Raw genomic sequence first — 19202 nt, forward strand, 5'->3', positions numbered from 1 at the left:
GACGCCGGTCCGCTGACGCCGGTCCGCCCCACCACCGGGCCCGGCCCTCCCGGGCAGGGTCGCAGGACCCTGGTCCTCCGGGTCACCGGCGAGCACGGTGGCGGGGTGGAACGCGACGACCGGGACGGGGTGGGCGCCGTCACCGTCCTGCCCGAGCACGAGTGCTGGCGGTTGCTGCGCGCGCAGACGCACGGTCGCCTGGCCTTCACCGCGGCCGACGGCCGGCCCGACGTCCGGCCGGTCAACCACGTCGTGGACGGGGGCAGCGTCGTCGTCCGCACCCACGCCGGCGGGTCCCTCCCCGTGCCGGACCGCCCCCGGTCCGGCCCCCAGGACCTGCCGGTCGCCTTCGAGGTGGACGGCCTGGAGGCCGCGTCGGGGACCGACGGCCCGGGGCACGCGTGGAGCGTCGTCCTGCGCGGGAACGCCGCGCCCGTCGAGGGCCTCGGAGGAGCCCTCGACGTGGGGGCGCTGCCGCTGGCCCCCTTCTGGGCCGGGGCGGGACACGTGGTCCTGCGGGTGACCGGGACCGTCTCCGGCCGCCGCCTGCCGCTGACCGACCCCGCGCGCTGGCGACCGGGCGGAGCCGGCCAGCGCGGCCCGGTCGAGGGGTGAGGCCGCCGGCGGCCGATCGGACCCGGCTCAGCCCGGGGTGCGCAGCGGCCACCACGGCGGCACGAGCTGGGCGAAGGCGGCCAGGAAGGCGTCGGGGTCGCGGTGCTCGCGCGTCAGCCACGAGGAGAGCGCACCCACCGTCCCCTCGGCGACGAAGCGCGCGACGAGGTCGAGGTCGGCCACGGGGGAGCGCACGACACCGCGCTCACCCAGCAGCAGGATCGAGGCCCGGAAGTGCTCGGCCAGCAGCGTGCGCAGCGTCCCGTCCGCGGGACTGGCCAGGCTGCGCAGGTACACGGCCCGGTGCCGTTCCAGGTGCTCCAGCACCTCGCGGGTCACGGCGGCCACCGCCGAGGACCAGTCCCGTCCGGCCGACCCGCCCAGGTGGCGCTCGCGGGCGTCGTCGAGCTCGTCGCGCAGCACCGCGCGCAGCAGGGCTGAGGGGGAGTCGCTGTGCTCGTAGAACGTCGAGCGGTGCACCCCGGCCGTGCGCGCGATCTCGGCGACCGAGAGGGCTTCGGGGGCCCGGTCCGCCGCGAGCGCCAGCACGGCCGTCGACAGGCGTTCGAGGCTCCGTTGCGCCCTCGCATCCACGCCGGGAACCCTACTCCCGCCCCGGTCAGGCTCCCGTCCGCGGCGCGAGCGCGATGACGCCCGCGCCCAGGAGGCACACGAGGGCGCCCGTGACGTCCCAGCGGTCGGGGCGGTACCCGTCGACGGCGGCCCCCCACACGAGCGAGCCGGCGACGAAGACCCCGCCGTAGGCGGCCAGGACGCGCCCGAACGAGGCCTGCGGCTGCAGCGCGGCCACGACCCCGTAGAGGCCCAGCGCCACCACCCCGGCCCCGACCCACAGCAGGCCCCGGTGCTCGCGCAGCCCCTGCCAGACCAGCCAGGCCCCGCCGATCTCGAACACCGCCGCCAGCAGGAACAGGACCACCGTGCGCAGCAGGTCCACCGGGCCTCAGCGCCCCGTCCGGGCCGGGGGGTGGACGGGCGGGGCGGTCCGGGTCGGGGGCACGGTTCCTCCTGGGGGCCGGGGACGGCGGGGCGCGGGTTCGGCGGGGCGCGGGCTCGGCGGGGCACGGGTTCGGCGGGGCACGGGCTCGGCCCTCGGGGTGTCGCGGCTCCCACGGTGGCCGCTGAGTAGGGTCACCGCATGTCCAGCCCGCCGCCGTCCGAGGGCCCGTTCGTGGCCGTCAACGACGCCTGCACGACGTACGGCACGGGCCCGGACGCCGTCCGGGCGCTCGCCCACGTCGACCTGCAGGTGCCGCGCGGGCGGTTCGTCAGCGTCATCGGCCCCTCCGGCTGCGGGAAGTCGACCCTGCTGCGCCTCATCGCCGGGCTCGAGGCCCCCGACGCCGGTGACGTCCGGATCTGCGGACGGACCACGGCCGAGGCCCGCGCCGCCAAGGTGCTCGGCTTCGTCCCGCAGGTCCCGGCCCTGCTGCCCTGGCTCGACGTCCTCGGCAACGTGCGCGTCCTGGAGAAGGTGAACCGCGCCGCGGGGCGCCAGCGGACGCAGCGGGGTCTGGCGTCCGACCCCGTCGCCCTGCTGACCCGGCTGGGCCTGGGCGACGTGCTGACCCGCCGGCCCGGGCAGCTCTCGGGCGGGATGCAGCAGCGGACCGCGCTGGCGCGCGCCTTCGCCCTGGCCCCGGACGTCCTGCTCATGGACGAGCCGTTCTCCGCCCTCGACGAGTTCACCCGCGAGTCCGCCCAGCTGCAGCTGCTCGACGTGTGGCAGGAGCTGCGCACCACCGTCGTGTTCGTCACCCACTCCATCGCCGAGGCGGTCCTGCTGTCGGACACCGTCGTCGTCATGGCCGCCGCGCCGGGGCGGGTCGCGGGCGTCGTGGACGTCGGCCTGGACCGCCCGCGCCACCACGGCCTGCTGGACTCGGCCGCCATGCACGAGCACGAGCACCGCGTCCGGGCGCTGCTGGAGACCGCCTGGGACCCGGTGTCGGGAACCCCGACCGGAACCCCCCTGCGAACTCCCGGCGCCGCGGGCCGGGAGGTGGCGTGAGGCGGCTGGCCCGGGTCGCGCACCCCCGGACCTGGCTGCCCACGGTGCTGGCGGTCGTGGTCGTGGGGTTGCTGTGGACGTGGGTGGCGCGCGACAACCCGTACGTGCTGCCGACCCTGCCCAGCGTCGGCCGGCAGTTCCTGGACCAGCCCGACCTCTACCTGGCGAACGCGTGGACGACGCTGCAGGAGGCGCTGCTGGGGTTGCTGGCCGGTGGGGTCTGCGCCGTCCTGCTGGCGGTGGTGGTGGGTGAGTCCGGCCTGGTCCGGCGGGCCGTGACGCCGCTGGCCGTCGTCCTGAACGTCACCCCGGTCGTGGCCATCGCGCCCGCCCTGGTCGTCGCCTTCGGGTTCGGCCTGACCCCCAAGGTCCTCGTGACCGGCCTCATCACGTTCTTCCCCGTCCTCATGAACACCGTGACGGGGTTGCGCTCGGTCGACCGGCACGTCCTGCAGGTGTTCCGGACCGTCGACGCCTCCCGCCTCGACGTGCTCGTCCGCCTGCGGTTCCCCAGCGCCCTGCCCTACCTGTTCGCCGCGCTGCGCGTGGTGTTCCCGCTGTCGCTGGTCGGTGCCGTCGTCGCGGAGTTCGCGGCCGCCGGGGCGCAGTCGGGGCTGGGGACGCTCATCAGCGTCGCGAGCGCGAACTCCCAGCTCGACCGCGTGTTCGCCGCCATCGCGTGCCTGGCCCTCATGGGATCGCTCATGCTGCTCCTGGTGACCACGTTCGAGCGCCGGGCCCTGGCCTGGCACGAGTCCCAGCACCGCTGACCCCCACCGCCCGGTGACCCAGCCCGAGAACCCAGCCCGAGAAGACCACTCCAGGAGCCGCCGTGAACACCACCCGCACCGCCCTCGCCGTCGGCGCGGCCGCCACCCTGCTCCTGGCCGGCTGCAGCGGCTCGGAGCAGGGACCCGCCGGCGGGTCCACCCCCACCGGCAGCCGCGGTTCGGCCGTCAGCGCCGAGCGCTGCGCGCAGAACGAGGCGGCGGGGACGGTCACCTACGTCACGGGGTTCCAGTACCAGGCCTCGGCGAGCATCCTGGACCCGGTCGCCGCGCAGGCCCTGGGGTACTTCGACGACGTCTGCCTCGACGTGGAGATCCAGCCCGGAACGGGCCAGACGGCCCAGAACGCCCAGCTCGTCGCCTCGGGCACCGCCCAGCTCTCCTCCATCGCCGGCAACGGCGACGTGCTGGTCAACGTGTCCAACGGCGTCGACGTGCAGGCCGTCGCGGTGTTCGGGCACGTGCCGGTGGCCACGCTCATGACCGAGCCCGACGTCACCGACCTGCGGCAGCTCGAGGGCACGACGCTGGGGCACAAGGGGGCCCTGCCGGTGACGATCGAGGCGATGCTGCGGGCGGCCGGCGTGGACCTGTCCACGATCACCCAGGTCAAGGTCGGGTACGACCCGAACGTCCTCGTCCGGGGCCAGGTGCAGTCCCTGACGGGGTACAAGTCCAACGAACCCCTCACCCTGGCGGCCGCGGGGGAGCAGATCACCACGTGGAACCCCGAGGACTACGGGGTGCCCGGTTCCATGGCCACGACCATCGTGAACCCGCGGTTCCTGGCCGAACACCCCACCGCCGTGGAGGACTTCCTGCGCGCCCAGCTGCGCGCCTACGACCACTGCGAGCAGCACGCCGAGGAGTGCGTCGCCGACGCCGCCGAGCTCGCCCGGGCGGGGTACGACACCGAGCACAACGTCCAGGTGTGGCAGACGGAGACGAAGCTCGTCGACTCCTCGCTGCCGCCGGGTCAGGTGCTCGGGCAGGTCGACGACACCGCGGCCCGGACCGAGGGGGAGTTCCTGGTGCAGATGGGGCAGATCCCCGCCGTGCCGGACCTGACGCAGGTCCTCGTCCCGGACCTCGTGCCCTCCCTCTACGCCGAGGGTCAGCTGGTCTGGCCGGTCCCGTGAGCGCGGGGCCGGTGCCGCACAAGGAGTTCGGCACGTTCCTGCCCATCGGCAACGGTGGCTGGATCATGTCCGAGACCGCCCCGCACCCGCAGGCGACGTACGCCTACAACCGGCAGGCCGCGCTCGCCGCCGAGCGCACCGGCCTGGACTTCGTCATGTCCATGGCCAAGTGGCGCGGGTACGGCGGCCGCACCGACCACTGGGGTCAGACCCTGGAGTCGATGACCATGACGGCCGCGCTGGCCGAGGCCACCGAGCGCGTGCAGGTGTGGGCCACGGTGCACACCAACCTGTTCCACCCCGCGCTCGTGGCCAAGATGTTCGCCACCCTGGACCAGGTCTCCGGCGGGCGGTGCGGGATGAACGTCGTCGTGGGCGCCTACGAGGACGAGTTCGCCCAGATGGGCCAGTGGCGCGAGGACTTCACCCACGACGACCGCTACCGGTACACGCAGGAGTGGATGCGCCTCGTCGACCGGTTGTGGACCGAGGACTCCGTCACCCACCACGGGGAGTTCTTCACCCTCGACGACTGCCGGTCCCGCCCGCACCCGGCCCGCCGCCCGACCCTCATCGCCGCGGGCACCTCCCCGGCCGGGCTGCGGTTCCAGGCCGCGCACTGCGACGGGTCCTTCCTCACCGCCCCGGACCTGCCCGGCCTGCGGCGCGCCAACGACGAGGTCAAGGCGCTGGCCGCGGGGCAGGGCCGCAGCATCCGCACCTACGCGATGCTCACCGTCGTCCTGGAGGAGACCGACGCCGCGGCCCGCGCCGCGTTCGCCGAGTACGGCCGCGGGTACGACCGCGAGGCCATCACCGCGATGAAGCTGTCCTGGGGGCTGCCGCTGGAACGGGCGATGTCGATGACGGCCGGCGACGAGGCCCACGAGGCGTTCCAGACGGCCGTGGTCGTCGGCGGCCCGGACAGCGTCACCGAGCAGGTCCTCGAACTGGTCGGGCAGACCGGCCTGGACGGGGTCATGCTCGTCTTCCCCGACTACCTGCGCGACCTGCCCGTCTTCGGCGAGCTCGTCCTGCCCCGGCTGCGGGCCCAGACGTGACCGACCCCCGGTTGGTGGCGCTGGCCGGGCTGCCGGGGGCGCTGCTCGTCGTCGACCTGCAACGGTCCTTCGCCGACCCCCGGCTGCTCACCCACCTCGACGCCGACGCCCGCGAGCGCACCGCGGCGGCCGTCGCCCGCACCGCCGAGGCCGTCGAGGTCGCCCGCGGGGCCGGCGTCCCCGTCGTGTGGTGCCGCCTGCGCGTCCGGCCCGACGACCCCTGGCCCGCGTCGAACTGGTTCCGCGGCCTGGGCCCGCAGGAGGACTGGCCGACGCCGTGGGAGCCGTGCGTCGAGGGCACGCCCGGCATCGAGTGGTACGGCGCGGCCCCCGCGGGCGGCGAGCTCGTCGTCGACAAGCGCACCTACGACGCCTTCGCGGGGACGTCCCTGGCCGAGCGGACGCGGCACCTGTCCTGGGTGGCGCTCGCGGGCCTGACGAGCGACTGCTGCGTGCTGGCCACCGCGGGCGGCGCGTTCAGCGCCGGGCTGCGGGTCGTGGTGCTCGGGGACGCGACGACCGCCGAGGACGCCGCCACCCACGAGGCGGCGCTGCGCGTCCTGGCCGCGCACACGGCCGTGGTCGCCGACACGGCCCGGTGGAGGGCCCTGGTGGGTGAGGTGCCCGGATCCCGGGGGCGCAGCGGTCCGGGGCGGACCTAGACTCGGCGGGTCATGTCGCGCACCCCGCAGCGTTCCCGCAGCTCCTCCCGCTCCTCCTCCCGGGGGCGCTCCGGTCGTCCCGGGGGCCGCCGCCCGGGCCCGGAGGTCCGGGCCCTGCCCGACGACCCGCGGGCGCGGGCCCTGGCCGAACGCCTCTCCGGCGTCTCGCTGCGGGACGAGGACCGGCTGCGGCGCCGGCTGGCGGCCCTGGCCCGCCGCCCCGTCGAGGCGTTCGCGGCCGACCTGGACCAGCTGGAGGCGCTGACGAGCGCCGCCGAGGCCCGCACCGCGCGGCGGGCGGCGTCGGTGCCGTCCCTGGAGTACCCCGAGCAGCTGCCCGTCAGCCAGGCCAAGGACGACATCGCCCGGGCCCTGGCCGAGCACCAGGTCATCGTGGTGGCGGGGGAGACCGGGTCGGGCAAGACGACCCAGCTGCCGAAGATCGCCCTGGAGGTCGGCCGGGGCGTGCGGGGGCGGATCGGGCACACCCAGCCCCGGCGCATCGCCGCCCGGGCCGTCGCCGAGCGCGTCGCGGAGGAGCTGCGCACCGAGCTCGGCGGCACCGTCGGGTACGCGGTGCGGTTCACCGACACCGTCGGGGAGGACAGCCTCGTCAAGGTGATGACCGACGGGATCCTGCTGGCCGAGATCCAGCGCGACCCCGAGCTCCTGCAGTACGACACCCTCATCGTCGACGAGGCGCACGAGCGCAGCCTGACCATCGACTTCCTCCTGGGGTACCTGGCCCAGCTCCTGCCGCGCCGGCCCGACCTCAAGCTCGTCATCACGTCGGCGACCATCGACCCGCAGCGGTTCTCCCGGCACTTCGGCGGCGCGCCGGTGCTGGAGGTCTCCGGGCGCACCTACCCGGTGGAGGTGCGGTACCGGCCGCTGCTGGCCGCCGAACTCGCCGAGGAACTCCTGGGCGACCTCGGCGGCGAGGACGAGGGCGGGGACTCCCTGGACGACCGGGACGACCTGACCGCCCTCGTCGGCGACGACCGCGACCAGACCGAGGGCATCCTCGACGCCGTCCGGGAACTGGCGGCCGAGGGTCCCGGGGACGTCCTCGTGTTCCTGCCCGGGGAACGGGAGATCCGCGACACCGCCGACGCCCTCGCCGACCTGGTGAAGACCCGGGAACTGCGCGGCACGGAGATCCTGCCGCTGTTCGCGCGGTTGTCGGCCGAGGAGCAGCACCGGGTGTTCCGCACGACCGGCAACCGGCGGATCGTGCTGGCCACCAACGTGGCCGAGACGTCCCTGACCGTCCCCGGGATCCGCTACGTCGTCGACGCCGGGACCGCGCGCATCTCCCGGTACAGCCACCGCACGAAGGTCCAGCGCCTGCCGGTGGAACGCATCTCGCAGGCCTCGGCCAACCAGCGCGCCGGCCGCTGCGGGCGCGTCGCGGACGGCATCTGCATCCGGCTGTACTCCCAGGCCGACTACGAGTCCCGCCCGGAGTTCACCGACCCGGAGATCCTGCGCACCAACCTCGCCGCCGTCATCCTGCAGATGACGTCCCTGGGGCTGGGGGACATCGCCCGGTTCCCGTTCGTCGAACCCCCCGAGGCGCGCGCCGTGGCCGACGGCCTGGCCCTGCTGGCCGAGCTCGGGGCGCTGGAGACCCCCCGGCCCACCGACCGCGGGGTGCCCCGGCTGACGCGCACGGGCCGGGACCTGGCCCGGCTGCCCATCGACCCCCGACTGGGCCGGATGGTGCTGGAGGGTCAGCGCAACGGCTGCCTGCGCGACGTCCTGGTCGTCGTCGCGGCGTTGTCGGTGCAGGACCCGCGCGAACGCCCGCTGGAGCAGCGCGAGCGCGCGGCGCAGCTGCACGCCCGGTTCCGCAACGACACGTCCGACTTCCTCACCTACCTCAACCTGTGGTCCTACCTGCAGCACCTGCAGGCCGACCTGTCCAGCTCGGCGTTCCGCCGTCGGGTGAAGGCCGAGATGCTGCACTTCCTGCGCATCCGGGAGTGGCAGGACACGTTCTCGCAGCTGCGCCGGGTCGTGCGGGACCTGCAGTTCGAGGTGCCGCGCGCCGAACCCGCCGAACTGGCCGAGGGGGAGGTGTTCCCCGACCCCGGGTACGACGCCGACGCCGTGCACCGGTCGCTGCTCGCGGGGTTGCTCGGGAACATCGGCCTCAAGGACGTCCGCGAGGAGAAGTCCGGGACCGGCGACCGGGGCGGGCGCCGTGAACCGCGCCGCGCCCAGGTCGAGTACCTGGGTGCGCGCGGGGCGAAGTTCGCGGTGTCCCCGGGGTCGGCGTTGGGGCGGAAGAACCCCGACTGGGTCGTGGCGGCCGAACTCGTCGAGACGTCCCGGTTGTGGGCGCGCGTCGTGGGCGGGATCGACCCGCGCTGGATCGAGCCGCTGGCCGAGCACGTCGTCAAGCGCACGTACTCCGAACCACGGTGGTCGCGCAAGCGCGCGGCCGTCGTCGCGACCGAGCGCGTCACGCTCTACGGGGTCCCGGTCGTGGCCGGCCGCACCGTCGCCTACGGCGGGATCGACCCCGAACTCTCGCGGGACCTGTTCCTGCGGCACGCCCTCGTCGAGGGGGACTTCGAGACGCGGCACGCGTTCTTCCACCGCAACCGCGAACTCCTCGCCGAGGCCGAGGAGCTGGAGCACCGCGCGCGGCGGCGCGACATCGTCGTCGACGACGAGGTGCTGTTCGCGTTCTACGACGCGCGGGTGCCCGCCGACGTCGTCTCCGGCCGGCACTTCGACGCCTGGTGGAAGCAGGCGCGGCGCGAGGACCCCGAGCTGCTGACGTTCGACCCGGCGATGCTCGTCACCGAGGACGACGCGGTGAGCGAGGAGCAGTTCCCCCGCACCTGGCGCCAGGGTGACCTGGACTTGGCGCTGGAGTACGTCTTCGACCCCGGCTCGGCCGCCGACGGGCTGACCGTCGAGGTCCCCGTCGAGGTCGTCAACCGCTTCGACGACCGCGACCTGCTGTGGCAGGTGCCGGGTTTCCGGCACGACCTGGTGACGGCGATGATCCGCTCGCTGCCCAAGGAGCTGCGCCGCAACCTCGCCCCTGCACCGGACAAGGCGAGCCGGTTCCTGGAACGGGCCGAACCCCGGCGCGAGGAGTTCTGGGCCGCCTTCGAGCGGGAACTGCCCGCCCTGGGGGACGGCACGGAGATCTACGAGCAGGACGTCGACTGGTCCAGGGTGCCCGCGCACCTGCGGCCCACGTTCCGCGTCCGCGGCGCGGACGGGTCGGTCATCGCGGCCGGCAAGGACTTCCCCCGCCTGCGGACCCAGCTGGAGACGACGGTGGAGGAGACCCTGACGGCGGCCGCCGACGACGTCCAGCGCACGGGCGCGACGTCGTGGGCGGGCCTGCCCGACCCGGTCCCGGCCACGCACACCAGCGTGGTCCGCGGCACCGACGTCACCTCCTTCCCCGCCCTGGTGGACGAGGGGGAGACCGTGGGGCTGCGGACGTTCCCGACGGAGGCCGCGGCGCGCACGGCCCACCGCGAGGGGGTCCTGCGGCTGCTGCTGCTGGCCCTGCCGTCCCCGGTCCGCGCCGTGCAGGACGGTCTGGCCAACGACGCCAGGCTGCTGCTGGCCCGTGCCCCGCACGGGAACGCGAACGCCGTCGTGGCCGACGCCGCGCACGCCGCGGCGGCGCACCTCCTGCAGGAGCACGGGGGGGCCGACGTCCGGACGCGGGCGGCCTTCGAGGCGCTCGTGGCCGCCGTGCGCCCCGGGTCCACCGACCTCACGGCCACGACCGTGGACCGGACCCTGCGCGTGCTGCGCACGGCGGCCGCGGTCGAGCGGAACATCTCGCGCACGAGCAGCCTGGCCCTGGTGCCCTCGCTGGCCGACGTGCGCGAGCAGTTCACCGGCCTCGTGCACGCGGGGTTCGTCGCGCAGACGGGCCTCGAGCGGCTGCCGGACCTGCTGCGGTACCTGCAGGGCATCGACCGCCGGCTCGCGACCATGCCGGACAACCCCCAGCGCGACCGGGTGCGGATGGCCGAGTTCACCCGGGTGCGCGAGCAGTGGCGGACCGCGGTGCGCAGGGCCGGGGAACGCTCGGGCGGACCGGTCCCGCCCGAGCTCGCGCGGCTGCGCTGGACGCTGGAGGAACTGCGCCTGCAGAAGTTCGCGCCGGGGGTTCCCACGGCCCACCCGGTGAGCGACGAGCGCGTCCTCAAGGCCCTCGCCGAGCTCGCCCAGACCCGCCCCTGACCCCTTGCGCTCGCGCGAGGAGAGTGCTACATCATTGTCAGGGCACCGGCCCGGCCCGGTGCTCGGTTGGTAGCGCATCTCCTTCTCTCGCACTGGAGGTGGTGGCCATGTTGATGCGCACTGATCCCTTCCGGGAACTCGACCGGCTCACGCAGCAGGTCCTCGGGACGACGGCCCGACCGGCCGTCATGGCGATGGACGCGTGGCGGGCGGGCGAGGAGTTCGTCGTGGAGTTCGACCTCCCAGGCGTGGACCCCGCGACCGCCGAGCTCGACGTCGAGCGGAACGTCCTGACGGTGCGGGCGCACCGTCCGGTGCACGAGGGCACCGAGGAGATGATCGCCGCCGAACGCCCACGAGGGGTGTTCAGCCGCCAGCTCATCCTCGGCGACAACCTCGACACCGAGAAGATCTCCGCGACCTACGCCAGTGGCGTGCTGACGGTGCGCGTCCCCGTGGCGGAGCGGGCGAGACCGCGCCGGATCGCGGTGGAGACCGCCGACGCGCAGCAGGCGATCGGGACCTGACCGTGGCGGGGGCCGTCCTCGCGGCGGTCACCGCGCAGGTCCCGGACGTGGACCCGGACGCGACGAGGGACTGGGACGCGGAGTTCTGGTCCCTCGTCGCCGGGTTCGACGTGCCGACCGGCACGGTGACGCGCCGCCACGACGACGAGGACGGGGACGGGGTCCGGTTCGTCCGTCCCCACCACCGGACCCCGCCGGGCCGGTGGCCGGAGGTGGTCCGGCGCCCCGCCGGCCGGGAGCGCTCGCCCCCGCACCCGTGCGGGCCGGCCGGCCCCGCCGACGGGGCCGGCACGGGGCCGGCACCGGGCCGGGCCGGCCGGCGGTGCGCCGGTCGGCCGCCCCGGTGCCCGGGGCCGTAGGCTGCAGGTCCCCGGGCGGGGACCGGGAGCGGTGGCAGATCGAGGGACGGGGTCGAGGGTGGCGACGGCGCAGGGTCAGGTCGTCAGCAACCGCGTCCTGACGGTCCCCAACGCGTTGAGCTTCCTGCGGCTCGTGCTCGTGCCCGTCTTCGCGGTCCTCATCGTCCAGCGCCAGGACGGGTGGGCGCTGCTGGTCCTGGCCCTCAGCGGGGCCAGCGACTACCTCGACGGCCACCTGGCCCGGCGCTGGAACCAGGTCACGCGCCTGGGGCAGGTGCTGGACCCCTTCGCCGACCGCCTGTACATCCTCACCACGCTCCTGGGGCTGGCCTACCGCGGGTTGGTGCCGTGGTGGCTCGTCGTCGTCCTCATCGCGCGCGACCTCACGATGATCGCGACCCTGCCCGTCCTGGCGCGCCTGGGGCACAGCGCCCTGCCGGTCCACTTCCTGGGCAAGGCCGGCACGTTCTGCCTGCTCTACGCCTTCCCCCTGCTGCTGCTCGGGGAGGTCTCCACGACGCTGGCGCTGCCCGCCGGGGCCCTCGGCTGGGCGTTCGCCCTGTGGGGGACCGGGTTGTACTGGTGGGCCGGGATCCTCTACGTCCAGCAGGTCGGGCAGCTGTGGCGGGCCGAGCACCGGTGAGCCCCGTGCGCCGGCTGCGCCGGGCCCTGCACCCGGCGCCGCGCCCGGTCGACCCGCACCGCGACCCGGCGGCCAGCACGCGCCTGTTGACCGAGGTCATGGAGCGGCCCCTGGACCCCGGGTACGCCGCGGCCGCCCGCCGTCGCGCGCGGACCGGACTCCCCCCGACCCGCGCGGCCAGGACCGCGACCGTCCTCGCCCTCCTCGTCGTCGGAGCCCTCCTGGCCGTCGCCGGGGTCCGCGCGGCGGCGGGCGCACCCGCCGCCGACCGGGGCCGGACCCAGCTCGCCCAGCGGGTCCAGGACGGGACCGCCCGCGCCGACGAGCTGGCCGCCCGCGTGAGCGAGCTGCGGGCCGGCAACGCCCGGCTGGCCGCCTCCCTCGGCGGTGCCCCGGCCGCCTCGGCCGACGCCCGCGCCTCCGGGCTGCAGGTCGCGGCCGCCGCGACCGCCGTCACCGGGCCGGGGTTGTCCGTCGTCCTCGACGACGCCGCGACCCCCGCGGGGGCCCCGGCCCCCGGCCCGACCTCGGGCCGGGTCGTCGACCGCGACGTCCAGCTCGTCGTCAACGGCCTGTGGGCCGCCGGGGCCGAGGCCGTCGCCGTCAACGGTCAGCGGCTGGGGGCGCTGTCGTCCATCCGGGCCGCCGGGGAGGCGGTCCTCGTCGACTACCGGCCCCTCACCCCGCCGTACACCGTCTCCGCCGTCGGGGACCCGGCGGCGATGCAGACGGCCTTCGCCACCTCCGTGGCCGGCCGGTACCTGCAGGTGCTGCGCGACAACTACGGCCTGCGCGCCGAGGTCGCCCCCGCCGACCGGCTCGACCTGCCCGCCGCGCGCCTGGACCTGCGCTTCGCCCGGGCCGGCGCGGCGGGCCAGTAGGGTTCGGCCCCGTGATCGCAGCCGTCGGACTCGTGGTGGGTGTCCTCGCCGGGGTGCTCCTGCAGCCGGAGGTGCCGCTGGCCCTGCAGCCCTACCTGCCCATCGCGGTCGTGGCCGCTCTCGACGCCGTCTTCGGGGGTCTGCGCGCGGTCCTGGACGGCATCTTCGACGACAAGGTGTTCGTCGTCTCGTTCCTGTCCAACGCGGTGGTCGCGGCGCTCATCGTCTACCTCGGCGACCAGCTCGGGGTCGGATCCCAGCTCTCGACGGGGGTCGTCGTCGTCCTCGGCGTGCGCATCTTCTCCAACGCCGCCGCCATCCGCCGCCACCTGTTCAACGCCTGATGGGCGCCAGCTCCAGCACGGACCCGGACCCGGACCCGCGCCCCGGCCCCTGGCGCCGGCTCCGGCGGGCCGCCTCCCCCCGGGCCACCCGCGGCCAGGTCCTGGCCGGGGTGCTGTGCGCCGCCCTCGGGTTCGGCGTCGTCGTGCAGGTGCGCCAGACGGACACCTCGGACCTGGCCGACCTGCGCGAGAGCGACCTCGTGCGGATCCTGGACGACACCACCGAGCGCGGGGAGCGCCTGGCCGGGGAGCTGCAGGACCTGCAGGCCACCCGGCGGGAGCTGACCGAGGGCTCGGACCGGTCGGCCGCCGCCGAGGAGGCCGCCGCCGCCCGGGCCCGGGAGTACGGCGTCCTCGCCGGCACCCTGCCGGCCCACGGACCGGGCGTCGTGGCGACCGTCACCGACCCCGGGACCGCGCTGCGGGCGACCAACCTCATCCAGCTCGTGCAGGAGCTGCGCGACTCCGGGGCCGAGGGGATCCAGATCGGGCAGACCCGCGTCGTGGCCCAGACCGCCTTCGCCGACGGCACCGGCGGCGTCCTCGTCGACGGCCGCCTCGAACGGTCCCCGTACGTGGTGACGGTGATCGGCGACCCCGCCACGCTGGCCACCGCGCTCGACATCCCCGGCGGGGTGCGCGAGACGCTGCGCTCGGCCGGCGCCGACCTCGACGTCCAGCGGCGGCCGGGACCGGACGGCGTGTCGGTGACCGCCTTGCACGCCGTCTCGGCGCCTCAGTACGCTCGCCCGGCGTCGCCGCAGCAGTGACCCGCGGACGCACCCCGTCTCGTGAGGAGTCCCGCGTCCCATGTCGAACGTCCCCGCCGACCTGCGCTACACCAGCGAGCACGAGTGGGTGCGCGTGGAGGCCGACGGCTCCGTCCGCGTCGGGATCACCGACCACGCCCAGGACCAGCTCGGGGACGTCGTGTACGTGTCCCTGCCCGCCGAGGGGGAGCAGGTCAGCGCCGGCGGCGCGATCGGGGAGGTCGAGTCGACCAAGAGCGTCAGCGAGATCACCGCTCCCGTCTCGGGCACCGTCACCGGCCACAACCCCGGCCTGGAGACCCGCCCGGACCTGGTGAACACCGACCCGTACGGGGAGGGGTGGATGTTCACCATCACCCCCGGCGACCCCTCCGAGGTCGAGGCGCTGCTCGACGCCGAGGCGTACACCGCCCACGCGGGCTGAGCCCGTCTCCCACGCGTCCTCCCACGCGTCCTCCCACGCGTTCCCCCGCACGTCGTCCGCCGCCCGGCGGAACGTGCGGGACGCGGGCTGACCTGCGGGGTCGGTCCCGGCTAGTGTGGTGCCCGAAGATCCGAGCGTGACCGTCCGCCTGCCGTCGGTGGTCGCGTGCTCTGCCAGCGAGAGGTGGTGTCGATGTCCGCGCCGGGCTCTGAGTCGACCAACGGGCCGACGGGTCCGGAGGAGGGGGCGCCCCCCGGGGGGCCGGGTCAGGAACGACCCGTGGACTCCACGATGTCCTTCGCCGGGCTGGCCGTCCCCGAGGTGCACGAGAGCGCCGACCGCGGGCTGACGGGCGAGGACACCGAGGCGATCGAGGCGCTGCCCGCCGGGTCCGCGCTGCTCGTGGTGCGCCGGGGCCCCAACGCCGGGTCGCGGTTCCTGCTCGACGCCGAGCGCACCTCCGCCGGCCGGCACCAGACGAGCGACATCTTCCTCGACGACGTCACGGTCTCGCGCCGGCACGCCGAGTTCCTGCGCGCCCCGGACCCGGTCACCGGCCCGGGCTTCCGCGTGCGCGACGTCGGCAGCCTCAACGGCACCTACGTCAACCGCGAGCGAATCGACGACGTCCTGCTGAGCGCCGGTGACGAGGTCCAGATCGGCAAGTACCGGCTGGAGTTCCACCCGAGCCCGCGGGTGCGGCCGTGAGCGCAGCGGGAGCCCGCCCGCTCGACCCGAGCCAGCCCCGGATGACCATCGGGGAGGTCATGGCGATCCTGTCGCCGGACTTCTCCGACCTGACGATCTCCAAGATCCGCTTCCTGGAGGAGCAGGGCCTGGTCGAGCCGGGACGCACCCCCTCGGGCTACCGGAAGTTCTCCTCCGACGACGTCGACCGGCTGCGCTACGTCCTGTCGGCCCAGCGCGACCACTACCTGCCGCTGAAGGTGATCCGCGAGCACCTCGAGGCCGTGGACCGCGGTCTGGAGATCCCCGACCCGGCCGACCTCTCCCCGCGGGTGCCGGGCACCGAACCGCCCGCCACGGCCGGGGTCGAGCGCTTCGACGGCCGCGCCGCCGGTCTGCGGCTCACGCGCGGCGAGCTGCTGCGCGAGTCCGGGGTCGAACCCGAGCTGCTCGACGCGCTGGAGGGGTTCGGCGTCCTGTCCCCGGCCCCGGGCGGCCCCTGGTACGACGGTGAGGCCCTGGAGGTGCTGCGCGCCGCCTCGGCCCTGGCCGCGCACGGCATCGAGGCCCGGCACCTGCGGATGTTCCGCACGGCGGCCGACCGCGAGGTCGCGCTGGCCGAGCAGGTGGCCGCGCCGCTGCAGCGCACGGGGCAGCGCGACGAGGTCGCGCGCGAGGTCGCCGCCGCCTGCCTGCGGCTGCACACGGCCCTGGTCGCCGGCGCGCTCGGGCGCACGGTGCGCTGAGCCCGTCCCGTCGGGCACCACGACGGTGCCCAGCGGTGCCCAGCGGGGTCGAGGGGTACGGTGAACGGGTGCGAGCGCTCGATGTCGTCGGTGTCCGGGTGGAGATGCCCTCCAACAACCCGATCGTCCTGCTGCGCGAACGCGACGGTGACCGGTACCTGCCGATCTGGATCGGTGCCCCCGAGGCCAGCGCGATCGCCTTCGCCCAGCAGGGGGTCGTCCCCCCGCGGCCGTTGACGCACGACCTGCTCAAGGACGTCATCGAGGCCGTCGGCCGCCGGGTCGAGGAGGTTCGGATCGTCGACGTCAAGGACAACGTCTACTACGCCGAGCTGGCCTTCGACGGCGGGCTCACCGTCAGCGCGCGGACCTCCGACGCCATCGCGCTGGCGCTGCGCGTGGGCTGCCCCATCGTCGGGGCCGACGGGGTCCTGGACTCCGGTGGGGTGCCCGTTCCCGACGAGGACGAGGACGAGGTGGAGAAGTTCCGTGAGTTCCTCGACCACATCACCCCCGAGGACTTCGAGTCCGGGTCGGGGGAGCGTTGACGGTCCACGCGGCGGCCGTGGTCACGGAAGGGTCACGGGACGCGCCGCGCCGCGCGCCTCGTTGACGCTCCGCGAGTGCTCTTCTACGGTCTTATGGAAGGACGCTCCCGGACGAACCCTCGACCGGGTGGCGATGACGAGGAGGCCGGCGTGAGCAGTGGCGACACAGTCGCGGGGTCGTCGCGGAAGGTGTCCCGACCCGCACGTGCACAGGGCTTGCTCTTCGCCGAGGACCTGCCCGACCTCGACGAGGAGGTCGGCTACCGCGGCCAGACGGCCTGCAAGGCGGCCGGCATCACCTACCGGCAGCTGGACTACTGGGCCCGCACCGGCCTGGTCGAACCCGGGGTCCGTAGCGCGTCCGGCTCGGGGTCCCAGCGCCTCTACGGCTTCCGCGACATCCTCGTCCTCAAGGTCGTCAAGCGGCTGCTGGACACCGGGGTCTCGTTGCACCAGATCCGCACCGCCGTGACCCACCTGCGCGAGCGCGGCGTCGACGACCTCGCCCAGATCACGCTCATGTCCGACGGTGCCAGCGTCTACGAGTGCACCTCGGCGGACGAGGTGATAGATCTCGTCCAGGGCGGGCAGGGCGTCTTCGGCATCGCCGTCGGCCGCGTCTGGCGCGAGGTCGAGGGGGAGCTGGCGTCCCTGCCCAGTGAACGCCCCGCCGAGCGCGAGCAGCCCGAGACCACCGAGTCCACGGGGTCCACCGGTCCCGGCACGGTCCTGGCCGACGAGCTGTCCCGCCGCCGCGCCGCGCGCGAAGCCGGCTGACCTCCCCGCTCCTCACCCCGCGTCACTGCCTCCCCGTCCGGGAGACCTCCTCGCCCAGCGCCGGACGAGGACCCCCTGCGCGCCACCCGCCGGGTGACGGACGGTGAAGGACACGGGGGACCGCGGTGGGACCGCGGTGTCCTCAGTCCAGCAGCTCGGCGTGCGGCAGCGCCTGCAGCGCGAAGGGGTCCGTCACCCAGTCGTGCGCGTCCGGCAGCCAGATGACCGCGGCCAGCAGCGAGTCCGCCCACGTGCTCAGCAGGTCCTCGAACCCGGTCCGCCAGGCGTGCTGGTAGCTCTCGCCGTCGTCGGCCAGGACGAGCTGCTCCACGACCGCGCGGCTGGAGCCGAGGCGGACGGCGATGAGTTCCTCGTCGCGGGCGAACACCGGCAGCAGGGCCGGCGGCGCGGCCAGACCGGGTCCCTGCCCCGTGGCGCGGGCCACGGCGTCCTCCAGCCGCAGCGGGACCCACCCGCCGGGGCCGACGGTGGGGGCGCTGGTGCGGAACGTCGTGCGCACGGGGTCGACCCCGTCCACGGCCCGCCACCAGGCGCGGACGGCGCGGGGGATGAGCAGCCCCGTCTGGCGCTCGACGGCGTCGAGCTGGGCGTCCTCGACCCCCGGGCGCAGCCGGGTCGCGATGTCGGCACCGGAGCGCGTCCAGTGCGCGCGCAGCCGCTGGACCAGGCCGACGACGCGGTCGGCCTCGGGGTCCACGGCCAGCGGGCGCCGGGCCGGAGCCGACGTGGGCGTGGTGGCCCGGGCGGGCCGGACGACGCGGGCGGGGACCTCCGCGCGGGGCGAGCCGGTCAGCGGGGTGTTGGACGACGTCACGAGACCTCCTTGGACCCGCGCGGGGCGCGGGGAGAGCGGGGGCGGCACCCACAGGACGAGTGTGCGCACGACCCGTCTGGCAACGGTAGACGTAGCGCGATCTTCCTGCACCTCGTGACGGTCAGGGGGCCGGGGAGGTTCCCCCCGCTCCGGTCAGCACCCGGTCCAGCAGCGTGTCGAACTGCGCCGCGAGGGTCCTGGCGGTGCGCGTCCGCAGCGCGTGCAGGGGGGTGCCGGAGCCCTGGGACTGGGGGACCGCCACGCGGTCGGGCAGGGGGTCCAGCACCAGGTCCCCGAAGAGGCCGCGCAGTTCCTCCAGGCGGAAGCGCTGCTCGCCCGAGCGCTGGGTGAACCGGTTGACGACCACGCCCACGACCCGCGGGGCCGAGCGCAGCGAGCGCACCTCGCGCAGCGTGCGGTCCACGGCGGCGACCGAGAACCGGCTGGCGTCGGAGACGACGAGGACCGCGTCCGCGGCGCGCCAGGCCGAGCGCGTGAGGCCGTTGAGGGAGGGGGGCGTGTCCAGGAGGGCGAGGTCGTGGTCGTCGAGCTTGCGCAGGGCCCGCCGCAGCGCCTTGAGCTCCTCCTCGTCGGCGTCGGGGCTGTCCCGCCGCGCCGAGGCCGCCGAGCCGCTGACGACGTCGAGCAGACCGGGGTGGTCGTCCACCCAGCCGCTGGGGGCGACGGCGTCCTCGGCGACGCGGCGCTTGGGCGAGGCCAGGACGGCGGCGGCGTCGTGCGCGCGCTGGGCCGTCACGTCCAGACCCGACGTCGCGTCGGCCTGCGGGTCGAGGTCGACGACGAGGGTGCTGGTCCCGCGGGCCAGCGCGGCCGAGGCGAGGCCCAGCACCACCGAGGTCTTGCCGACACCGCCCTTGGCACTGCAGACGGCGAGGGTGATCACGGGGCACAACCTAGCGCCGAGGGTCCGGTGCGGGGGAGCCGGTGCGGTGGACCCCGTAGAGTGGGGCCCGGCCGTTCACCCCGCGAGGGAGAGACTCCGACCCGTTCCGGGACGGGGCGCCGAAGGGGCAACATCCCCGGAACCTCTCAGGCGGAAGGACCACGTGGGGCAGGCCGCTCTGGAACGCCCCGCCCGCGGTGCGTGACAGACGGGGAGGTCCGTCCGCGCATCGC

The 19202-nt window shown here is 75.2% G+C and carries 22 protein-coding genes and 1 riboswitch; of the genes, 18 read left to right on the plus strand and 4 right to left on the minus strand.

Going from position 1 to position 19202, the window contains the following annotated elements; all coding sequences use genetic code 11:
* Positions 1 to 105 precede the first annotated feature (105 nt).
* On the plus strand, positions 106 to 615 hold the full coding sequence (locus tag AB2L27_RS10390; RefSeq protein ID WP_370441395.1) for a pyridoxamine 5'-phosphate oxidase family protein: 510 nt from the start codon (positions 106 to 108) through the stop codon (positions 613 to 615).
* Between the two features lie 27 nt (positions 616 to 642).
* Here AB2L27_RS10390 and AB2L27_RS10395 read toward each other — a convergent pair whose 3' ends face one another.
* Entirely contained in the window at positions 643 to 1209 is a 567-nt protein-coding gene (locus AB2L27_RS10395; RefSeq protein ID WP_370441396.1) for a TetR/AcrR family transcriptional regulator, read from the minus strand.
* Between the two features lie 25 nt (positions 1210 to 1234).
* Entirely contained in the window at positions 1235 to 1573 is a 339-nt protein-coding gene (locus AB2L27_RS10400) for a YnfA family protein (RefSeq protein ID WP_370441397.1), read from the minus strand.
* Positions 1574 to 1774: 201 nt separating this feature from the next.
* Between AB2L27_RS10400 and AB2L27_RS10405 the strand changes: the two genes are divergently transcribed.
* The 17 genes from AB2L27_RS10405 (at position 1775) to AB2L27_RS10485 (ending at position 17230) form a co-directional block, all read left to right on the plus strand.
* Entirely contained in the window at positions 1775 to 2647 is an 873-nt protein-coding gene (locus tag AB2L27_RS10405; protein ID WP_370441398.1) for an ABC transporter ATP-binding protein, read from the plus strand.
* Positions 2644 to 3417 (plus strand): ABC transporter permease, encoded by a 774-nt coding sequence (locus tag AB2L27_RS10410; RefSeq protein WP_370441399.1) that lies wholly within the window; start codon positions 2644 to 2646, stop codon positions 3415 to 3417. The genes AB2L27_RS10405 and AB2L27_RS10410 overlap by 4 nt, the downstream gene beginning before the upstream one ends.
* Positions 3418 to 3479: 62 nt before the next feature.
* Complete coding sequence (locus tag AB2L27_RS10415) at positions 3480 to 4574, plus strand: ABC transporter substrate-binding protein (RefSeq protein WP_370441400.1); 1095 nt, start codon at positions 3480 to 3482, stop codon at positions 4572 to 4574.
* Positions 4571 to 5635, plus strand: coding sequence for an LLM class flavin-dependent oxidoreductase (locus tag AB2L27_RS10420; RefSeq protein ID WP_370441401.1), 1065 nt, complete (start codon positions 4571 to 4573; stop codon positions 5633 to 5635). Before AB2L27_RS10415 ends, AB2L27_RS10420 begins: the two co-directional genes overlap by 4 nt.
* Positions 5632 to 6297, plus strand: coding sequence for a cysteine hydrolase family protein (locus AB2L27_RS10425; RefSeq protein ID WP_370441402.1), 666 nt, complete (start codon positions 5632 to 5634; stop codon positions 6295 to 6297). Before AB2L27_RS10420 ends, AB2L27_RS10425 begins: the two co-directional genes overlap by 4 nt.
* Positions 6298 to 6309: 12 nt before the next feature.
* On the plus strand, positions 6310 to 10524 hold the full coding sequence (hrpA, locus tag AB2L27_RS10430) for an ATP-dependent RNA helicase HrpA (protein WP_370441403.1): 4215 nt from the start codon (positions 6310 to 6312) through the stop codon (positions 10522 to 10524).
* A gap of 107 nt (positions 10525 to 10631) precedes the next feature.
* Positions 10632 to 11051 carry an Hsp20/alpha crystallin family protein gene (locus AB2L27_RS10435; RefSeq protein ID WP_370441404.1) on the plus strand — a complete coding sequence of 140 codons (420 nt, stop codon included), beginning with the start codon at positions 10632 to 10634 and terminating at the stop codon, positions 11049 to 11051.
* A 2-nt stretch (positions 11052 to 11053) separates the two neighbouring features.
* The gene (locus tag AB2L27_RS10440; protein ID WP_370441405.1) at positions 11054 to 11410 is read left to right on the plus strand and encodes a hypothetical protein; all 357 of its coding nucleotides are present in this window, start codon (positions 11054 to 11056) and stop codon (positions 11408 to 11410) included.
* A 58-nt stretch (positions 11411 to 11468) separates the two neighbouring features.
* Entirely contained in the window at positions 11469 to 12053 is a 585-nt protein-coding gene (locus AB2L27_RS10445) for a CDP-alcohol phosphatidyltransferase family protein (RefSeq protein ID WP_370441406.1), read from the plus strand.
* Positions 12050 to 12934, plus strand: coding sequence for a DUF881 domain-containing protein (locus tag AB2L27_RS10450; RefSeq protein ID WP_370441407.1), 885 nt, complete (start codon positions 12050 to 12052; stop codon positions 12932 to 12934). Before AB2L27_RS10445 ends, AB2L27_RS10450 begins: the two co-directional genes overlap by 4 nt.
* Positions 12935 to 12945: 11 nt before the next feature.
* Positions 12946 to 13278 (plus strand): small basic family protein, encoded by a 333-nt coding sequence (locus tag AB2L27_RS10455; protein WP_370441408.1) that lies wholly within the window; start codon positions 12946 to 12948, stop codon positions 13276 to 13278.
* Positions 13278 to 14048 carry a DUF881 domain-containing protein gene (locus AB2L27_RS10460; RefSeq protein WP_370441409.1) on the plus strand — a complete coding sequence of 257 codons (771 nt, stop codon included), beginning with the start codon at positions 13278 to 13280 and terminating at the stop codon, positions 14046 to 14048. Before AB2L27_RS10455 ends, AB2L27_RS10460 begins: the two co-directional genes overlap by 1 nt.
* A gap of 40 nt (positions 14049 to 14088) precedes the next feature.
* Positions 14089 to 14472, plus strand: a complete 384-nt coding sequence (gcvH, locus tag AB2L27_RS10465; RefSeq protein ID WP_370441410.1) for a glycine cleavage system protein GcvH — start codon at positions 14089 to 14091, stop codon at positions 14470 to 14472.
* Positions 14473 to 14664: 192 nt separating this feature from the next.
* Positions 14665 to 15180 carry an FHA domain-containing protein gene (locus AB2L27_RS10470; RefSeq protein WP_370441411.1) on the plus strand — a complete coding sequence of 172 codons (516 nt, stop codon included), beginning with the start codon at positions 14665 to 14667 and terminating at the stop codon, positions 15178 to 15180.
* Positions 15181 to 15221: 41 nt separating this feature from the next.
* Positions 15222 to 15905, plus strand: coding sequence for a transcriptional regulator FtsR (ftsR, locus tag AB2L27_RS10475; protein ID WP_370441477.1), 684 nt, complete (start codon positions 15222 to 15224; stop codon positions 15903 to 15905).
* 68 nt (positions 15906 to 15973) lie between these two features.
* Entirely contained in the window at positions 15974 to 16453 is a 480-nt protein-coding gene (locus tag AB2L27_RS10480; protein ID WP_370441412.1) for a bifunctional nuclease family protein, read from the plus strand.
* A gap of 93 nt (positions 16454 to 16546) precedes the next feature.
* Entirely contained in the window at positions 16547 to 17230 is a 684-nt protein-coding gene (locus AB2L27_RS10485; RefSeq protein WP_370441413.1) for a MerR family transcriptional regulator, read from the plus strand.
* 142 nt (positions 17231 to 17372) lie between these two features.
* Here AB2L27_RS10485 and AB2L27_RS10490 read toward each other — a convergent pair whose 3' ends face one another.
* Positions 17373 to 18134, minus strand: a complete 762-nt coding sequence (locus AB2L27_RS10490) for an SMI1/KNR4 family protein (RefSeq protein WP_370441414.1) — start codon at positions 18132 to 18134, stop codon at positions 17373 to 17375.
* A 52-nt stretch (positions 18135 to 18186) separates the two neighbouring features.
* Positions 18187 to 18969 carry a ParA family protein gene (locus tag AB2L27_RS10495; protein ID WP_370441415.1) on the minus strand — a complete coding sequence of 261 codons (783 nt, stop codon included), beginning with the start codon at positions 18967 to 18969 and terminating at the stop codon, positions 18187 to 18189.
* A gap of 75 nt (positions 18970 to 19044) precedes the next feature.
* A riboswitch (glycine riboswitch) is annotated at positions 19045 to 19141 on the plus strand.
* Positions 19142 to 19202 lie beyond the last annotated feature (61 nt).

The organism is Kineococcus halophytocola (assembly GCF_041276425.1).
Lineage (GTDB): Bacteria > Actinomycetota > Actinomycetes > Actinomycetales > Kineococcaceae > Kineococcus > Kineococcus halophytocola.

Excerpts from the sequence above, each read along its gene's own strand:
- AB2L27_RS10405 (WP_370441398.1), top strand. The coding sequence starts at position 1,775 with ATGTCCAGCCCGCCGCCGTCCGAGGGCCCGTTCGTGGCCGTCAACGAC.
- hrpA (WP_370441403.1), top strand. The coding sequence starts at position 6,310 with ATGTCGCGCACCCCGCAGCGTTCCCGCAGCTCCTCCCGCTCCTCCTCC.
- AB2L27_RS10435 (WP_370441404.1), top strand. The coding sequence starts at position 10,632 with ATGTTGATGCGCACTGATCCCTTCCGGGAACTCGACCGGCTCACGCAG.
- AB2L27_RS10460 (WP_370441409.1), top strand. The coding sequence starts at position 13,278 with ATGGGCGCCAGCTCCAGCACGGACCCGGACCCGGACCCGCGCCCCGGC.
- gcvH (WP_370441410.1), top strand. The coding sequence starts at position 14,089 with ATGTCGAACGTCCCCGCCGACCTGCGCTACACCAGCGAGCACGAGTGG.
- AB2L27_RS10470 (WP_370441411.1), top strand. The coding sequence starts at position 14,665 with ATGTCCGCGCCGGGCTCTGAGTCGACCAACGGGCCGACGGGTCCGGAG.
- ftsR (WP_370441477.1), top strand. The coding sequence starts at position 15,222 with ATGACCATCGGGGAGGTCATGGCGATCCTGTCGCCGGACTTCTCCGAC.
- AB2L27_RS10485 (WP_370441413.1), top strand. The coding sequence starts at position 16,547 with ATGGAAGGACGCTCCCGGACGAACCCTCGACCGGGTGGCGATGACGAG.